Origin of the sequence: Bacteroides congonensis (assembly GCF_900130125.1) — a bacterium.
GTDB classification, from domain to species: domain Bacteria; phylum Bacteroidota; class Bacteroidia; order Bacteroidales; family Bacteroidaceae; genus Bacteroides; species Bacteroides congonensis.
In genome coordinates, this window is the sequence record NZ_FQXY01000008.1 from 316,049 (window position 1) to 331,190 (window position 15,142).

Sequence of the window (15,142 nt, forward strand, 5' to 3'; positions counted from 1 at the left end):
TTATGTTGAAATATATGAAATATATCCATACGGTAAAAGCTATTGGTCTTTTTATGATTACAATGCCACTGCTCCTTTCTTTTGTTCTACTGTCTTGCCAGGGAGAGGAAAATATTATGGAGCAGTTTTCAGATGAGGACAATGTGACTGTCAGATTGAATTTATCGACTAGAAGTGTTGAAGCAGGAGAGAGTGACATGTTGGATGAATATTCTTCCGATCCTGCTAACTGGTATAAAACCGGAACGTTATTTCCTAAACCACCTGCTTTGCCGAGAATCGCGCTTATGATTTTTAACAAGGATCTAAACCGGTATGTATATAACAGCTTGATATCCTTTAATCCCGATGGTACGAGTGGACGGTATCAGATCAAGGTACGTATCCCTAAAGGTGAAACAGAGTTTTATGCTTTTTATGCTCCCAATCAGACGGGACAGGATTTGCCTTATTATACTCCTGAAGGAGATTTTCGCAATAAGATTCCATGGGATTTTCTAAAGATGGATATAGAAGAAATAAACAGAGAAGCTATTGTAGGTGCAGCGTTCCCCGCTATTCTTAAGGAGCAGGAGAATGGTAGTATCGGACTTCCGTCAAATAGCCCCTATGATGGCGTAGACCCTTCGCCGGCAAATGAAAAAATTATAGATTGGACGGAGACTGTTGCAAAGCCTTGGGAGGATGTTCCCGGAATGTCTAACAGATTACATATGGGCATGCTTTCGGGAAAGGCAGAAGCAACTGTGCAACCTTCTACTGGGGAACAGGTACAGGAGGTTACAGTTCCCTTATTCCGTGATTTCTCCCGCATCCGGATATATATCGCAAGTGCGGCCGCTCATGACCGAATAAATTATATTTATAAGAGGATTGCTTTTCTTAATTTTCCGGTGATGATGTCTCCTTCTTTCAGAGAAAATGATTCGGATGAATCCCAACTGGCCGCTTCTAGCCCAAGTACAGAGAATATAATGGAACATACAGGTGTCTATTCTTACGGAATAAAGAACGGGGGAGCAATGAGCATATATGAGGCCCCTTTTACTACTGATGGAAAGATTGATCATACGCAGATGGAAACTCGGAAATATGAACAGTTCTTTTTGCCACAGTATCTGGCTCCTTATATTCCGGAAAGCAATACTTGGCAAAAGGGGTACCCTCATCCAAAGATACAGTTGACTGTGGAGCATTCTGATGGAGGAAATAATTCACAGTTAAAGACAAAGACTTTCTTGTTTGATGTTGGTGAAGAAACCTCTCCTGGTGTATATTCCGGACCGATTTATCCAAATCGAGATTATAAAGTGTTCATTGTTTTACCGGAGTCTTCTGACAAGGAGATCATTTACCGGGTCGAACCGTGGGTAAGGAAAAATGTGGATTTTCCTCCATTCCAATGATATACACAAGAATTTATCATGATAAATTTTATTACTTATGAAACGATATAAACTGAAAACAACTTATTTCATTCTGTTATTGCTTCCATTGCTTGTATGTTGCACGGATGAAGACCTTATTCAAAGGAGTGGCGTGACGGAGGGAATACCTACCACGGTGGACATAAGTGTCGGTACGGCAGCCAATACCGCCAAGACCCGTTCTGCCTTATTAGAGAGTGAAGAGAGAAAAATCTATGATCTTTACTTGTGGGTTTTCAATGCTTCAGGTGGTGTGGAGTTCTCTCGTGAATATCCGAGGGACGAGCTTAATATGGCTGCAAGTGATTTGGAAGCGGCAACGGGCGAGAAAGACAACGATGCGCCTACTAGTATGGGGTTGCTGAAAAATATAGGTCTCACCACGGGAGAAAAGACACTGTTCCTGTTGGCAAACTATAAATCGGACGGTGACGGGCTGTTTCATGTCGAGCCGGATGTGCTGGAGGGGATAGTGAACCTGTCTGACTTGGAAAAAATAAAGGCGGCTATGACTATACATACTTTGTTCCGTCCGAATGGTAATCTGCTAATGTCAGTGACTCATAAGGTGACGATTTCCAATGCTACTAAACGGATAGAGGTTTCTTTGAAGCGTTGTGAGGCTAAGGTTACGGTTAATGTGAAAACCGCTGACGGGCTTGTATTTGAGCCTGGAACATACAAACTTGGTAATGTTCCAAGTTCAACGTTCCTTACGGAACATACCAAAGGTTCTGATCAAACAGCTTCGTGGGACGCGAACGGGATGGACGGAAAATCATACTGGAACTCGGAAAAATTCCAGTTTGAGGGAGATGCCGACAACATAACTACTTCATTCTATATGCCTGAAAGCCGGAAGGCTGCGAAGAAGGCCATTCTTCCCACTTCTCCCGGATATAATGCGGATAGGAAAGGGTATGACCTGAGACAGAAGCAACTGAAGTCTCCCGTTGCAGGTGCAACTGACAAACCGAATCTACAAAACGGTGCAACGGAATATGCGCCGGATCTTGCTCCTTATATTGAATTTACAGGTGAATTGCGTCAAAGCATGATGACTGGAGATATTCCGACCGAACGTTTTGGAAGAGTGACTTACCGTATCTACTTGGGATATACGTCAATCGAGGATCCGGTTAATGATTATGATATAGAACGTAATGTGCATTATACTTATAATGTGACTATTAAGGGGATGAATGACTTGGTTATTGAAGCATTGTCAGACAAGGATAAGGAAGAGGAACCTTCTCCTGGTACGGAAGGTTTGGTATATGACGCACATAGGTCGTTTATCTTTGATTGCCATTATGAGCAGGGGTTAATGCGTTTTAAAAAGGACGAGCTTGCTATTTTTAACCCGGATGGCAGTTTGAAGGATGATGCTATGCTCTCTTTTGCTATTCGTACGCCGTTTTGTGACAAGATTATATCTTATACGAAAGCGGAATTGGAGCAACTGAAGAATAACAACTATATTCCCCTCAAAGAAAAAAAGGCTGATACAGACTGGCTCAAATTCTATATCCATCCAAGCACTTTGGCCGACAATGGAAACGAGGATATGCAATATTTCTCCGATACGGGTGCTAATCTGCTTTCGCTGGAACAGTTCCTTTACAGGCTGATGAATGAACCTGATTATGTATTCAATGCGGCTTCGGGACTTTGTAAAGTAACAGTTTATGCCAATGAATATTTCTACGAACAAAATCCTATGCAGGAAAACGCTCCTAAGGATAAGGATTTGTGGAAAATCTTTGCCAACTCTCCGGATCGGACGTTTGATTTGCTGGTAAATACGTCACATGAAATTTCTCCTGACGGACAGTCACGTTATCATCAAGCTATTGTGACCATTCGGCAGATGTCCATAAAAACAGTGTTTGTCAATAGTCCTGACGGTATGCGCGTTTGGGGAGTGGAGAATGTAAATGAGACGCCAGATTTGGATTACATGGTAAGAGCCGCTACTGAAGCAGATGCTTTTTATAATAAATATTATTCTAATGGTTGGGCAAACACGTGGTCTGTAATGAGCAGACGTACTGGAGGATTAACTGATAATGTAATGCCTGATCCTATGTTTAGAAGTAAAGAGAATACTTTATGGCAGGTTATGACAAAAGTAGCAAATGCAAAATTAACATTAAGTAAGGATCATACGAATTTGGCAATGTCTAATTATCATGCTACGTATGCTTGTTTTACCCCATTCTTAAGAAACAGGGATAACAATCGTGACGGACAGATGCAGGCAAATGAAATGCAATGGTATATTCCTTCCATTTGTGAAACGAATATGTTGTATGTGGCAGAACGAGCGTTACCGTTAAAGAGCAGGCTTGTCGGGCATGCTCCATCAGATAATGCTACGGCATTGTACACTTCAAGAGCTTTTATGGGAAGTACCAATTTGACTTTGGCCAGTTGTAATACCATTATGTTGGTGGAAGAGTCACATAGTATGACTCCTATATATAATTTTGATTATTATAGCAATAGTTCTGCTCCGGGAAAAAGAATGCCTTATTCGGATGTGAGATTGATCAGGGATTTGGGAATTTTGGAAACTTCGGAGGATCATAGTTACCATCTCGATGAAATAGGTAAGGAACTCAATAAAACATTAGTCAATAAATGGACGGAGAATGAGTACTTGATTTTCAGGGCTGATAATTTACCTTCTAATGTTACCCGGGCTACAAGGGCTATTTATGAACTACCGGCACATAATGAAACCTCACAGATAAATACGGTTTATCAGAAAGGGTTTGAAGTTGCCAGATATATAGCCAATACAATAGACAAACCAAAGGATTTGAATAAGCCTAACAGGGAAAGTGAATATTATTATGAAATCTGGAGTACTTTGATAAGTGATATAGAGAAAGGAAAATCTCCGTGTGCTTATTATTATCAGAACCCGGATAAGAGCGATTTGGGGACATGGCGTTTACCCAATGAAGCTGAACTGATGATAATGGCTGGAGGTTTGTTTGATTGGGATGACAGAGAGAAGGATAAAGTCTATGATTTTGGTGGGAATTTACCTTCTTTCAATATGAAAAATGGACAAGTTATTCACTCTCGGACAGGATTTTCCAAACGCGATATGAACGGTGCAAGATCATTTAGTGCAGGTTATCAGATGTATTTCGATGGTTATCTCAGGTTTATCACGACTGTTGACACACGATGGGGAGGAGATAAAGATAGGCTTGTGAATGCCGGAAAAGGATATGTACGTTGTGTAAGAGATCTTGAATAGGGATAACATTTGAAAACAGACATAATTACTTGATTGTTTTATAATTGACAGGTGCTATGGAGTCAATCTGTAGCACCTGTACATATTGAAGTGGGGGATGTATAAATTCGGATGATCAGTCGTTTGTTTCTGAATATTGATTAATAGTATTTATCAATCCCGCCAAATCCTGTTATTATTTTATTTTCTTTTGTCTTGTTGATAAAGTTGTTTAAGCGTTTCTCAAATTCTTCCGGTCGTTTCCTTGCAGCTTCAATATATGCTATCCGGATACGTTTATATGGTTCGGAAAAACGTTGGTAATTCTCCCATATCATTTTATCTTCTTTCAATCTGCCCATTATATCATCGGGAAAAACAAAAGGAGCAGACAAGACATCCTGTATCTTATCTTCAAATTTAGGGTGTATCATTTTATTTTCCAGTAGCCATTTTAGTCTTTCTTTATTGGCTTGCGAATAGGTACTTTTAGGGTTTCTGGGCGTGAAATGCTGGATTTTATGTTCTTTGTCGAGAGCCTTTATTGTACTGTCAATCCACTCGAAACAAAGGGCTTCTTCAACAGCGTCATTGTACGTTATACTTTTTTTGCCCGAAGCCTTACTGGGAAATACAAACCAAATATCATTGGCAGTCTCAAAGTTGTCGGTCAGCCACTTTCGCCAGTCTTTCCTATTTTCAAAATATTTTATTTCTATTGGCATGACAAATTATTCCTCTTATTTTTTTGTATCCTTATCGGACGACCTATATATTGTTTCACGTTCAATTCCGCTTTGAACAAATAATGATTATTGCTTGCGGCAAGAAGAGCCAAAAGCCGGAAACAGGTTCAATAATGCAGCCGATTATGGTGAACAACAGAATAGCGTAACCTAAAAATGCAGGTGCCGGTTTCTGTTCTTTGTTGATGTAATACTGAAGTGTTTCTCCCCAAAGGATGAGTATTATTCCGCAGATTAAGAACCAAAAAGCAAATCCCAGGTTGTAATTTTCCCCGACAGAGTTTACCAATCCCTTTCCGAACATTTCCGAAAACGCATCTTTCCCGATGAATAGTGCATAAATCGTATGAATAACTCCCGTTACTGTTAAAAAACGTCCACTGTATTTCCAAAGTTTCATATACTTGCTTCTTAGTTCTTGATTAATAGATTGTTTATTTCAATTCAATTTCATATATTCGGGAATGTTCGCCCCATGGATGATAACATTCTCCTATATACGTAAAGCCAAAACGTTCATAATATGAAGTATGATGTGTGCTTAGATATAATTTTGAATACCCCATCGCCAGTGTATCTCTCTTTACCTGTTCTATTAAAAGGTTTGCATAATTATTTCCCCTATGTTTTTCTTCTATGAACAAAGCGACCAGCCAGGGATATAAGTCCATGCGGGAATTGAAATCATTAGTGGTAAGTCCTACGCACCCGATGATTTCATCATCTTTCATTAAAAGATACCATTGAGGAATGGGGCTTTCCGTTGTGATGGAATGTCTGAAACAGTCGTCATAAACCATCTTAGAATCATTGTCCGCCCATTTGCTTTGAAAATAAGCAATAGTCCTTTCCAAATAGTGAGGTGACTTTCGTAGTGAAATGATATTCATATAATCTTTATCAGTTTTGTATATTAATAGTTAGTACAGTCATGATTTGTTGCAATATAGCAATATTTAGGGTGGGGGATAGAACTTAGCGTGAAGATTTAAGTGTTATTTAGAAAAACACTTAAATCCGACATTATGATAATGTGCAGATGCCGGGATTGATTCCATGGCATCTGTACATTTTGAAATGTCTACTTAATATCCCGGGTTCTGGTACTCACTGCCATTGGTGATTGTAGCGGTAAAAGTGGTTGAGATAGGACGTAATGCATAATTCGGATGGAAGAATCGGGCTAAATCCGGATGAGTGTTTTCCAGATACCCGGAGTCCTTAAACATTTCTGTCCGTTTTAGGTCGTAAAAGCGGCAATATTCGCCACAAAGCTCACGGCTTCTTTCGTCCAAAATATCCCGCACCGTAATACTTTCTGTAAGCGGATTTGCTTCGGCACGTTCACGAACTTTATGGCTCAGTTGTAAATCTTGGGGGATTAACTAGTGTTAATTCCCTCATGCATATACTTTGGCTAACCTAAATAGGAAAAACTTTCTGTCTACTACCCCTCTAAATGATGCTCTAAATGCCTTTATTTTGGCATTAAATGCTTCTGCCTCCGCATTCGTACTTCTGTTCACAAAGAAGTTCAATATTCTTTCATAATGGTTTTCAATGGAATTAGCCACAGTGGAAAATGTGTCATATCCATATTCTTCTATTTTATTGTACCATAACGCGAGTTTGGCTCTTGCCACATCCTTGTCATAAGTAGCCGAAAATATCTTTCCTAACTGGAGTGAATAGTAGTATACATGCTTGATATCCTCAAACTGTTTAAATAAAATTTCTGCTCTAATCTTCTGACTTTTGGTCCATTTATCAGGTGATTTAAAAAGAAGATATCTACTTCTGGCCAGGAGTTGTTTGATTGTATCCCCATTCTCAAATACTTCCGGTTCATAATCAATTCCTCTCTTTCGTGCTTCTTTCATCCGCTTGTTTTCTTCCTTGATTATCTGGCGATTTTATACATGCTTGCGGCCATGTCCAAAGTGATTTCCTTGACTTGCCGGCGTATATCTTCCGGAATCAACATCAGTACAGCTATAACGTCTTCCGCTTTAGTCCCCTTAATGACTGCCACAATAGAACCTTTTCTTCCATGTTTGTCCTTATTGATAATAATTGTGTAAAGCTCTCCCTTGCTTAGGGCTGTCTCGTCTATACAAAGACGATAGCCGACATTCTTGGGATAAAGAATATAATCTTGGGCATGCTCTTTTTGTTCCCAGTCTTTATAATCACTTAAATGTTCTTTGTATTGACTCTGAAGCTGTTTACCATCCATACAATAATGTTCAGCTACGCTTTGGCAGCTAACGGCATGATTGTCTAAGTAATTCTTTTAAAAATGCTCCGAACTCTGCTGTAATGCGAGTGCCGGAGGCTACCAAAGTCCAGTCACGACTATAGGTCTGTCCTGTTGTAGGCTCTTCCCAACGACGACGTTTGATACGCAAATAAACTGCTTTTCCACGGATAGGGAAATCTTGTACTTCAATCTCGGGAAAGAAGCCTTTGGAATGAAGATGAAGGTCGGAATATTCATCAGGGATAACAGCTTTCTCTTCCAAATAAAGGATAAAACAGGTATCTTGAGAGATACTGTCAACAAGCGTAAAATAATCAAGTAAGCCCGAAGGTAAGAACAAACTTAGGGCATCAATTAAAGCTATGGATTGAGAAGGAGTTTTCATGATGCAAAAGTAGATATTTTAACCAAATCCCCCAAATTTTCAGACTGAGCCAACTTTATTGATATATCCGGCTGCATTCGCGCCACCGTTCAGGTAGATATCAGCTTCCGCCGCAATCAAATAAACTTTGCCCCCCTAATCGTTTTTTGGGGAAGGGGGTACGATTTGGATACTAAAGTGTGTCTTTTCGTGCCCCTTTTTTGAAACGGCTGTTTTCTGCTACCTGCCAGAAAAAAGAAATCCCTGATAATGTCTGATTATCAGGGATTTGCTTGATTTTTCTTTTGTTTTCAGTGATCCGCCTGGGGCTCGAACCCAGGACCCCAACATTAAAAGTGTTGTGCTCTACCTGCTGAGCTAGCGAATCAATCCTTATTTGCGAATCAGTTATTTCCTGATTGCGGGTGCAAAGGTAGTGACTTTTATTTAATCTGCAAGTGTTTCGTAGAAAAAAGTTTCAATTATTTTTCCTCTTTACCGCTTGTTTCTTGATTATCAGTAATTTCGACTTCATCATATTTTATCTTTTCTTTGTTGATAATAAAGCGTTGATAATAGGAAAGCATCAAAGTGGTGAGAGGTAATGCGATGATCATTCCAAGCATCCCCATTAAAGAACCCCAAATAGAAAGAGATAAAAGGATGATGGCAGGATTCAGTCCGGTAATCTTTCCCATGATTTTGGGGACAAGGAGAGTGTCCTGTATGATTTGCACGATGGCAAAGACTGCCAATGCACATGCAATGATAATCCAAAAGTTCTGTCCGGTATCGGCAGCTTTGAGGATGGCCAGTACAATGGTAGGGAGAAAACCGATAATTTGCAGGTAAGGAACCATATTGAGAGCCCCGATGAAAAGCCCTAAGGCAATGGCCATCGGGAAATCAATAATCAGGAAACCTATGCTGAAAAGAATACCTACACAGAATGCAACCAATGCCTGACCACGGAAATATCTGTTCATACCGTCCTGCACATCGTAAACCAGGTTGGAAGCGAACTTACGGTATTTATTCGGGAGCAGGTGAAGCCATCCTTCGGCTATGGCTTCATAATCCAGTAATATAAAGATTACATATAATAATATGATAAAGGAAGCAAGGATACTGAACAGGATATTGAGTGATTCTGCAAGCAAAGCCCACATTTTGGGTACAGTTTCCTTGATTGCGGCAAGGATATTCTCTTCACTCAGCATTTTGTTCAATGCCACCAAATCGAGATTCTCATGGACAAATTCGGAAAGCGTTTTGGGGACGTTGCTGCCGCCGCCATTGGTGAGGTAGGACACCAATAAATCATTCATCCTGCCTATTTCGGAAATCATCGGTGGAATCAACAGATAGAACAACGCTACTCCGACAACACTAATCAGAAATAGAGCACAGAAAATGGAAAGGATACGACTTTTCATCTTCAGCTTGTACTGGAAGAACTTGACCAGCGGATAAACCATATAGGCAATCAGCCAGGCAATAAAGAAAGGCAATAGCACTCCGCTCAACCGTTCTACAAGCATTAATATCCCTACCACCATCACGCATCCGATGGCACCGCGTATAAAACTGTCGAATGTTATCTTCTTCCTTTCCATATATGTTTTCTGTTGGGTTTTATATCTTTTGTCCGTCCTCTTCCAACGCACGGAGATAGCATTGCCTGCAAAGAGGTTCGTATTCTGCCGTTTCGCCCAGAAGGACTTGCTTGTCATTCTTGACTGTACGATGTGAGAAAGATGCCAGATTTCCGCATTTTACGCAGATGGCATGTACCTTGGATACTTCATCGGCTATGGCGCAGAGTTGTGGCATTGGCCCGAAAGGATTCCCTTTGAAATCCATGTCCAATCCTGCAATAATGACACGAACCCCGTTGTTGGCAAGCTGATTGCAAACGTCTATCAGTCCGCTGTCGAAAAATTGCGCTTCGTCGATACCTACTACATCTATCTCGGAAGTAAACAGCAGGATACTTGCCGATGAATCAATAGGAGTGGAAGCAATGGAATGACTGTCATGTGAAACGACATCTTCTTCCGAATAACGGGTGTCGATAGCCGGTTTGAATATCTCCACGCGCTGACGTGCGAACTTTGCCCGCTTCATTCTGCGAATCAGTTCTTCTGTCTTTCCCGAGAACATGGAGCCGCAGATAACTTCAATTCTCCCCCTTCTTTTAGTCTCCTGTATGTGGTCTTCTGAAAATAATACCATGTGATTTCGTGCTTTCTTGATTAAATAAATGACTGCACAAAGGTAAACAATTCAATGTGCAAGAACTGTTAAAATATCCATTATTTTAAGTTATTGCATAAATTATTCCTACATTCGCACCATATTAATAATGGATGAACATGAAACAGAAGCTATTAACAGATATCGAACTGGATGTTCATGAGTTGAAGTATCTCATGGAGTCTTTTTCCAAAGAGCCGACTCAGACTCTGTCTGAACTGTTGAAGCGGAGTATTGCGCGTATGCAGGGACGTCTGGATGAACTGTCGCAGGAGGTAGATGCTGTTGAGGTGGAATCTGTTGTTGTGGAAGAAGATGAAGCAGGCGATTCTCTTATCGCAGAAGAGAAACCGGTTATAACGGAAGAAGTGCCTGTCGTCGAGGAAGAGCCTGTTATTGATAAGAAGGAAGAACTTAAATCCGCAGTGTTGGGAGAAAGCATCAAATTGGCTGCCGGCCTGCGCCATTCTATCAGCCTGAATGATTCTTTCCGTTTCTCACGCGAATTATTTAAAGGGGATACTGATTTGATGAATCGTGTGGTCGAACAGATTTCGGTAATGAGTTCTTATAAGACTGCTGTCGCCTTCCTTTCTTCGAAAATTGAAATAGACGAAGAGAAAGAAGCGGTAGTTGACTTTCTGGATCTACTAAAGAAGTATTTTAACCAATCAGCATAAACAAAAAGGATATGGGAAAGTTGTATGTAGTACCTACGCCGGTAGGAAATCTTGAGGACATGACCTTTCGGGCTATCAAAGTCCTGAAAGAGGTCGACTTGATTCTGGCAGAGGATACGCGTACTTCCGGTATCTTGCTGAAACACTTTGAAATAAAGAATGCAATGCAATCCCACCACAAATTTAATGAACATAAAACGGTGGAAAGTGTTGTTAATAAAATAAGGGGCGGTGCATCGGTTGCGTTGATTTCGGATGCCGGAACGCCCGGGATTTCTGATCCTGGATTCCTGGTGGTTCGTGAATGTGTGCGCAATGGCATTGAGGTGCAGTGCTTGCCGGGAGCAACGGCTTTTGTTCCGGCACTCGTAGCATCGGGATTGCCGAACGAGAAATTTTGCTTCGAGGGTTTTTTGCCCCAAAAGAAAGGACGTCAGACACGACTGAAGGCATTAGCAGAAGAACGCCGTACGATGGTGTTTTATGAATCGCCCCACCGTCTGTTGAAGACGTTGACACAGTTTGCCGAATATTTCGGTGCTGAACGTCAGGCAACCGTGTCGCGCGAAATATCCAAGCTCCATGAGGAGACGGTACGCGGCAGTCTGACAGAGTTGATAGAACACTTTACCGCCACCGAACCACGGGGCGAGATTGTGATAGTATTGGCAGGAATAGACGATTAAAATAACTTCATTTAAAAACGTAAAACGTAAACGTATGAAAAAGTTAGCAGTTTTATTTGTATGCGCAGCCATGTTGGCTTCGTGTGATGGCTTTAAAGGTGGAAGCAAAGACCTGAAGGCTGAAAATGATTCTCTATTGATGGAACTGACCCAGCGCAATGCTGAACTGGATGATATGATGGGAACTTTCAATGAAGTACAGGAAGGTTTCCGTAAGATCAATGCTGCTGAAAGCCGCGTGGACTTACAACGCGGAACTATAACAGAAAATTCAGCCAGTGCCAAACAGCAGATCGCTTCTGACATCGAATTCATCTCTAAGCAGATGGAAGAAAACAAAGCACAGATCGCTAAATTGCAGGCTCAGTTAAAGAATAGCAGTTACAATTCTGCACAAATGAAAAAAGCTGTTGCCGCTTTGACTGCCGAACTGAACGCTAAACAACAGCGTATCGAGGAGCTTCAGACAGAACTGGCTTCCAAGAATATCCGTATTCAGGAACTGGACGCTGCTGTCAGCGACTTGTCCGCAGCTAAAGAAACATTGGTTGCAGAAAACGAAGCTAAAGCAAAAACCGTTGCCGAACAGGAAAAGAGCTTGAACGCTGCCTGGTTCGTATTCGGAACGAAATCTGAATTGAAAGCTCAGAAGATTCTTCAGAGCGGAGATGTTCTGAAGAGCGCTGATTTCAACAAGGATTATTTCACTCAAATCGATATCCGTACGACGAAAGAAATCAAATTGTACTCTAAACGTGCTGAGTTGCTGACTACTCATCCGTCCGGTTCTTATGAATTGGTAAAAGATGACAAAGGTCAACTGACATTGAAGATTACTAATCCTAATGAATTCTGGAGTGTATCCAGATACTTGGTGATCCAGGTAAAATAAGGTAGGATTCCTTTTTTGAATTGCCAATGTGCTGATTCCTGAATTCGAGAAATTAGCACATTGGCTTTTTTATTTCTTATATACACCCATAGCTACTGATGAAATATAAAAATCTGTTTTTTGATCTTGACGACACTATCTGGGCTTTCTCCCGCAATGCCCGCGATACCTTTGAAGAGGTATATCAGAAATATGCATTCGACCGTTACTTTGATTCGTTCGACCATTATTATATGCTTTATCAGAAACGAAACACAGAACTTTGGATTGAATATGGCGAAGGGAAGGTGACGAAAGATGAACTGAACCGTCAGCGTTTCTTTTATCCTTTGCAGGCGGTAGGAGTGAATGATGAGGATTTGGCTGAAAAGTTCTCGAAAGATTTCTTTGCTGTTATTCCTACAAAAAGCGGTCTGATGCCTTATGCCAGAGAGGTGTTGGAGTATCTTGCCCCTAAATATAATCTGTATATCCTTTCCAATGGCTTTCGTGAATTGCAATCGCATAAGATGCGTTCGGCGGGTGTGGATGGTTATTTCAAGAAGGTGATTCTTTCGGAAGATCTCGGAGTGTTGAAGCCCCGACCTGAAATCTTTAATTTTGCCCTGTCTGCCACTCAATCGGAGTTGCGCGAATCGTTGATGATTGGTGACAGTTGGGAAGCTGATATTACCGGAGCGCATGGGATAGGGATGCATCAAGCCTTCTACAACGTGACGGAACGGACTACTTTCCCTTTTCTTCCTACTTATCACATCCATTCTCTGAAAGAATTAATGAATTTATTATAAGTTTTCTGGATTAAGTCGTATTTTTGTTGCGTTTAATAAATGCATAAAAATACGATATAATCATGGATAGTACACTTCTGCCTTTTGCTTTACTTTGCTTCACCTCGTTTTTTACGTTGACCAACCCTTTGGGGACAATGCCCGTCTTTCTGACGATGACTCATGGAATGACGGAGAAAGAGCGTCAGTCGATTGTCCGTCGCGCCACTATTGTGTCGTTTATCACAATAATGGTTTTTGTCTTTGCCGGCCAGTTCCTTTTTAAGTTCTTCGGTATCTCTACCAACGGATTCCGTATTGCCGGGGGAGTGATTATCTTCAAGATAGGCTTCGATATGCTTCAAGCCCGCTATACACCGATGAAGCTGAAAGATGAGGAAATCAAAACGTATGCGGATGATATTTCTATTACTCCGCTCGGTATACCTATGTTGTGTGGCCCCGGAGCGATTGCTAATGCTATTGTATTGATGCAGGATGCACATTCCTATGAAATGAAGGGGATATTGATAGGCACTATTGCCCTGATTTATCTATTGACTTTCTTCATTCTTCGTGCTTCTACGAAGTTGGTGAATGTCCTGGGTGAGACGGGAAATAATGTGATGATGCGTCTTATGGGGTTGATCTTGATGGTGATTGCTGTAGAATGTTTCGTGAGCGGGGCGAAGCCGATATTGGTGGATATTGTGAGAGAGGGGATTGGTGGTATTCTCAAATAAAACAAAATGAAGATATAACTTTGGTAATTTTTAAATTCTATATATAGAGAAAACTTCTGTTTTATTATAGAAAAACCGACAGTTTGATTTTAATAATATCAAACTGTCGGTTACATTATGTTTTTTTATAAATGTTCTATTTTAGAATATGTCAATAGTTCGTTGATATAATCATTTGATAATCACCGAAGCTACCTTCATCAACAGTCAGAGGTCCATTCAATGTTATTGTACCTTTACATGCGTCAATAGTACCAGTGGCTTGATAGGCGACATTATTGTAACCACCAACCCATGCAACACTTCCATGAGCAACTATTTGTTTGCTTACTTTTACAGTGTGAGTGCTTGTGTCAATTGTTAATTTTAGAATACCATCAGGCTCTACGCCTTCAGCAACTCCATGTATCTCCAGTTCTGTATCTGATGTTTTAACGATTTCTGCCCGATAAGACTCTGCATAAAAGTCATTTAATACTACAGGGCCTACAAATTCTTCAAGATCCAATTGACATGCAACCGGATATCTGACGTTGTATGAATAGGCTCTTCCATCAACCTCCCATCCGGTGAAGAGCTTGTTGTTGAAGTCTGAATATTCATTCCAGCCATATACAACGTAACCGTCCTTTAGAACCGCATTGGTTGTGAAATAAACAATTTCTCCTAGTGTAGGAGCTTCTTTCCCGAATTGCTGATACACGTTGGCCATATCTATTGATATATCTTTAGGGAATTCTTTAATGTTATCTATGATGACTTTGGAAGTTGTTTTGCCGTTCACATCAGTGAAAACACATAAGAGTTGCGCATAGTCAAGCATGGAATAATCTCCTTGCTGTTTGGGAATAGATACAGAAACTTTATAATTGCCGTCTGTTATTCCGGCAGAAAGTACCCCATCAGAGTCGGGTGCACGAACAATGTCAATGACTACTCCTTTTTTTACCTGGTCTATAGGATAAGGGAGGTCTCTATCGCAACTGACTGTCAGCAATGCCCAAAGGGCAGTTGCTATGAATAATTGTATATATCTCATATTCGTTTTTATTTTCATCATTAATA

Annotated in this window: 16 protein-coding genes, 1 tRNA gene and 1 pseudogene; 7 read left to right on the plus strand and 11 right to left on the minus strand. The window is 40.7% G+C overall.

The window, feature by feature from the left end; genetic code table 11:
• Positions 1-14 precede the first annotated feature (14 nt).
• Entirely contained in the window at positions 15-1,406 is a 1,392-nt protein-coding gene (locus tag BQ7997_RS04675) for a DUF5042 domain-containing protein (protein WP_229088201.1), read from the plus strand.
• A 37-nt stretch (positions 1,407-1,443) separates the two neighbouring features.
• A complete protein-coding gene (locus BQ7997_RS04680; protein ID WP_073344024.1) occupies positions 1,444-4,701 on the plus strand; it encodes a DUF4906 domain-containing protein in 3,258 nt (1,085 codons plus the stop codon).
• A gap of 140 nt (positions 4,702-4,841) precedes the next feature.
• On the opposite strand, the gene BQ7997_RS04685 is transcribed toward BQ7997_RS04680, so the two are convergent.
• The 10 genes and pseudogenes from BQ7997_RS04685 to BQ7997_RS04730 form a co-directional block, all read right to left on the minus strand.
• A complete protein-coding gene (locus BQ7997_RS04685) occupies positions 4,842-5,405 on the minus strand; it encodes a YdeI/OmpD-associated family protein (RefSeq protein WP_073344027.1) in 564 nt (187 codons plus the stop codon).
• A 61-nt stretch (positions 5,406-5,466) separates the two neighbouring features.
• The gene (locus tag BQ7997_RS04690; RefSeq protein ID WP_022139081.1) at positions 5,467-5,826 is read right to left on the minus strand and encodes a DUF6463 family protein; all 360 of its coding nucleotides are present in this window, start codon (positions 5,824-5,826) and stop codon (positions 5,467-5,469) included.
• A 34-nt stretch (positions 5,827-5,860) separates the two neighbouring features.
• Positions 5,861-6,316, minus strand: a complete 456-nt coding sequence (locus tag BQ7997_RS04695; protein WP_073344030.1) for a GNAT family N-acetyltransferase — start codon at positions 6,314-6,316, stop codon at positions 5,861-5,863.
• Between the two features lie 195 nt (positions 6,317-6,511).
• A pseudogene (locus tag BQ7997_RS04700) lies at positions 6,512-6,784 on the minus strand (RagB/SusD family nutrient uptake outer membrane protein); the annotation flags it as partial.
• 42 nt (positions 6,785-6,826) lie between these two features.
• On the minus strand, positions 6,827-7,306 hold the full coding sequence (locus BQ7997_RS26230; RefSeq protein ID WP_073343378.1) for a transposase: 480 nt from the start codon (positions 7,304-7,306) through the stop codon (positions 6,827-6,829).
• Positions 7,307-7,326: 20 nt separating this feature from the next.
• On the minus strand, positions 7,327-7,662 hold the full coding sequence (locus tag BQ7997_RS26235; RefSeq protein WP_073343381.1) for a transposase: 336 nt from the start codon (positions 7,660-7,662) through the stop codon (positions 7,327-7,329).
• Positions 7,663-7,690: 28 nt separating this feature from the next.
• Complete coding sequence (locus tag BQ7997_RS04715) at positions 7,691-8,071, minus strand: ISAon1 family transposase N-terminal region protein (RefSeq protein ID WP_022136870.1); 381 nt, start codon at positions 8,069-8,071, stop codon at positions 7,691-7,693.
• Positions 8,072-8,365: 294 nt separating this feature from the next.
• A tRNA-Lys gene (locus tag BQ7997_RS04720) sits at positions 8,366-8,438 on the minus strand.
• Between the two features lie 94 nt (positions 8,439-8,532).
• On the minus strand, positions 8,533-9,666 hold the full coding sequence (locus tag BQ7997_RS04725) for an AI-2E family transporter (protein ID WP_073344033.1): 1,134 nt from the start codon (positions 9,664-9,666) through the stop codon (positions 8,533-8,535).
• Between the two features lie 19 nt (positions 9,667-9,685).
• Positions 9,686-10,285 carry a thymidine kinase gene (locus tag BQ7997_RS04730; RefSeq protein WP_022140377.1) on the minus strand — a complete coding sequence of 200 codons (600 nt, stop codon included), beginning with the start codon at positions 10,283-10,285 and terminating at the stop codon, positions 9,686-9,688.
• 140 nt (positions 10,286-10,425) lie between these two features.
• On the opposite strand from BQ7997_RS04730, the gene BQ7997_RS04735 reads away from it, so the two are divergent.
• The 5 genes from BQ7997_RS04735 (at position 10,426) to BQ7997_RS04755 (ending at position 14,077) form a co-directional block, all read left to right on the plus strand.
• Positions 10,426-10,986, plus strand: coding sequence for a hypothetical protein (locus tag BQ7997_RS04735; protein WP_073344791.1), 561 nt, complete (start codon positions 10,426-10,428; stop codon positions 10,984-10,986).
• A gap of 11 nt (positions 10,987-10,997) precedes the next feature.
• Entirely contained in the window at positions 10,998-11,672 is a 675-nt protein-coding gene (gene rsmI / locus BQ7997_RS04740; RefSeq protein WP_022140375.1) for a 16S rRNA (cytidine(1402)-2'-O)-methyltransferase, read from the plus strand.
• A 34-nt stretch (positions 11,673-11,706) separates the two neighbouring features.
• Entirely contained in the window at positions 11,707-12,564 is an 858-nt protein-coding gene (locus BQ7997_RS04745) for a Cbp1 family collagen-binding glycoprotein adhesin (RefSeq protein WP_073344035.1), read from the plus strand.
• Positions 12,565-12,662: 98 nt separating this feature from the next.
• A complete protein-coding gene (locus BQ7997_RS04750; protein ID WP_073344038.1) occupies positions 12,663-13,355 on the plus strand; it encodes a YjjG family noncanonical pyrimidine nucleotidase in 693 nt (230 codons plus the stop codon).
• 62 nt (positions 13,356-13,417) lie between these two features.
• Positions 13,418-14,077, plus strand: coding sequence for a MarC family protein (locus tag BQ7997_RS04755; RefSeq protein WP_073344042.1), 660 nt, complete (start codon positions 13,418-13,420; stop codon positions 14,075-14,077).
• Between the two features lie 151 nt (positions 14,078-14,228).
• Here the strand turns inward: BQ7997_RS04755 and BQ7997_RS04760 are convergent, their stop codons facing one another.
• On the minus strand, positions 14,229-15,116 hold the full coding sequence (locus BQ7997_RS04760; RefSeq protein ID WP_231590165.1) for a hypothetical protein: 888 nt from the start codon (positions 15,114-15,116) through the stop codon (positions 14,229-14,231).
• Positions 15,117-15,142: the final 26 nt, after the last annotated feature.

What these genes read in the sequence shown, in the direction of transcription:
- BQ7997_RS04675 (WP_229088201.1), top strand. Translation starts at nt 15, where the DNA reads ATGAAATATATCCATACGGTAAAAGCTATTGGTCTTTTTATGATTACA.
- BQ7997_RS04680 (WP_073344024.1), top strand. Translation starts at nt 1,444, where the DNA reads ATGAAACGATATAAACTGAAAACAACTTATTTCATTCTGTTATTGCTT.
- BQ7997_RS04685 (WP_073344027.1), bottom strand. Translation starts at nt 5,405, where the DNA reads ATGCCAATAGAAATAAAATATTTTGAAAATAGGAAAGACTGGCGAAAG.
- BQ7997_RS04690 (WP_022139081.1), bottom strand. Translation starts at nt 5,826, where the DNA reads ATGAAACTTTGGAAATACAGTGGACGTTTTTTAACAGTAACGGGAGTT.
- BQ7997_RS04695 (WP_073344030.1), bottom strand. Translation starts at nt 6,316, where the DNA reads ATGAATATCATTTCACTACGAAAGTCACCTCACTATTTGGAAAGGACT.
- BQ7997_RS26230 (WP_073343378.1), bottom strand. Translation starts at nt 7,306, where the DNA reads ATGAAAGAAGCACGAAAGAGAGGAATTGATTATGAACCGGAAGTATTT.
- BQ7997_RS26235 (WP_073343381.1), bottom strand. Translation starts at nt 7,662, where the DNA reads ATGGATGGTAAACAGCTTCAGAGTCAATACAAAGAACATTTAAGTGAT.
- BQ7997_RS04715 (WP_022136870.1), bottom strand. Translation starts at nt 8,071, where the DNA reads ATGAAAACTCCTTCTCAATCCATAGCTTTAATTGATGCCCTAAGTTTG.
- BQ7997_RS04725 (WP_073344033.1), bottom strand. Translation starts at nt 9,666, where the DNA reads ATGGAAAGGAAGAAGATAACATTCGACAGTTTTATACGCGGTGCCATC.
- BQ7997_RS04730 (WP_022140377.1), bottom strand. Translation starts at nt 10,285, where the DNA reads ATGGTATTATTTTCAGAAGACCACATACAGGAGACTAAAAGAAGGGGG.
- BQ7997_RS04735 (WP_073344791.1), top strand. Translation starts at nt 10,426, where the DNA reads ATGAAACAGAAGCTATTAACAGATATCGAACTGGATGTTCATGAGTTG.
- rsmI (WP_022140375.1), top strand. Translation starts at nt 10,998, where the DNA reads ATGGGAAAGTTGTATGTAGTACCTACGCCGGTAGGAAATCTTGAGGAC.
- BQ7997_RS04745 (WP_073344035.1), top strand. Translation starts at nt 11,707, where the DNA reads ATGAAAAAGTTAGCAGTTTTATTTGTATGCGCAGCCATGTTGGCTTCG.
- BQ7997_RS04750 (WP_073344038.1), top strand. Translation starts at nt 12,663, where the DNA reads ATGAAATATAAAAATCTGTTTTTTGATCTTGACGACACTATCTGGGCT.
- BQ7997_RS04755 (WP_073344042.1), top strand. Translation starts at nt 13,418, where the DNA reads ATGGATAGTACACTTCTGCCTTTTGCTTTACTTTGCTTCACCTCGTTT.
- BQ7997_RS04760 (WP_231590165.1), bottom strand. Translation starts at nt 15,116, where the DNA reads ATGAGATATATACAATTATTCATAGCAACTGCCCTTTGGGCATTGCTG.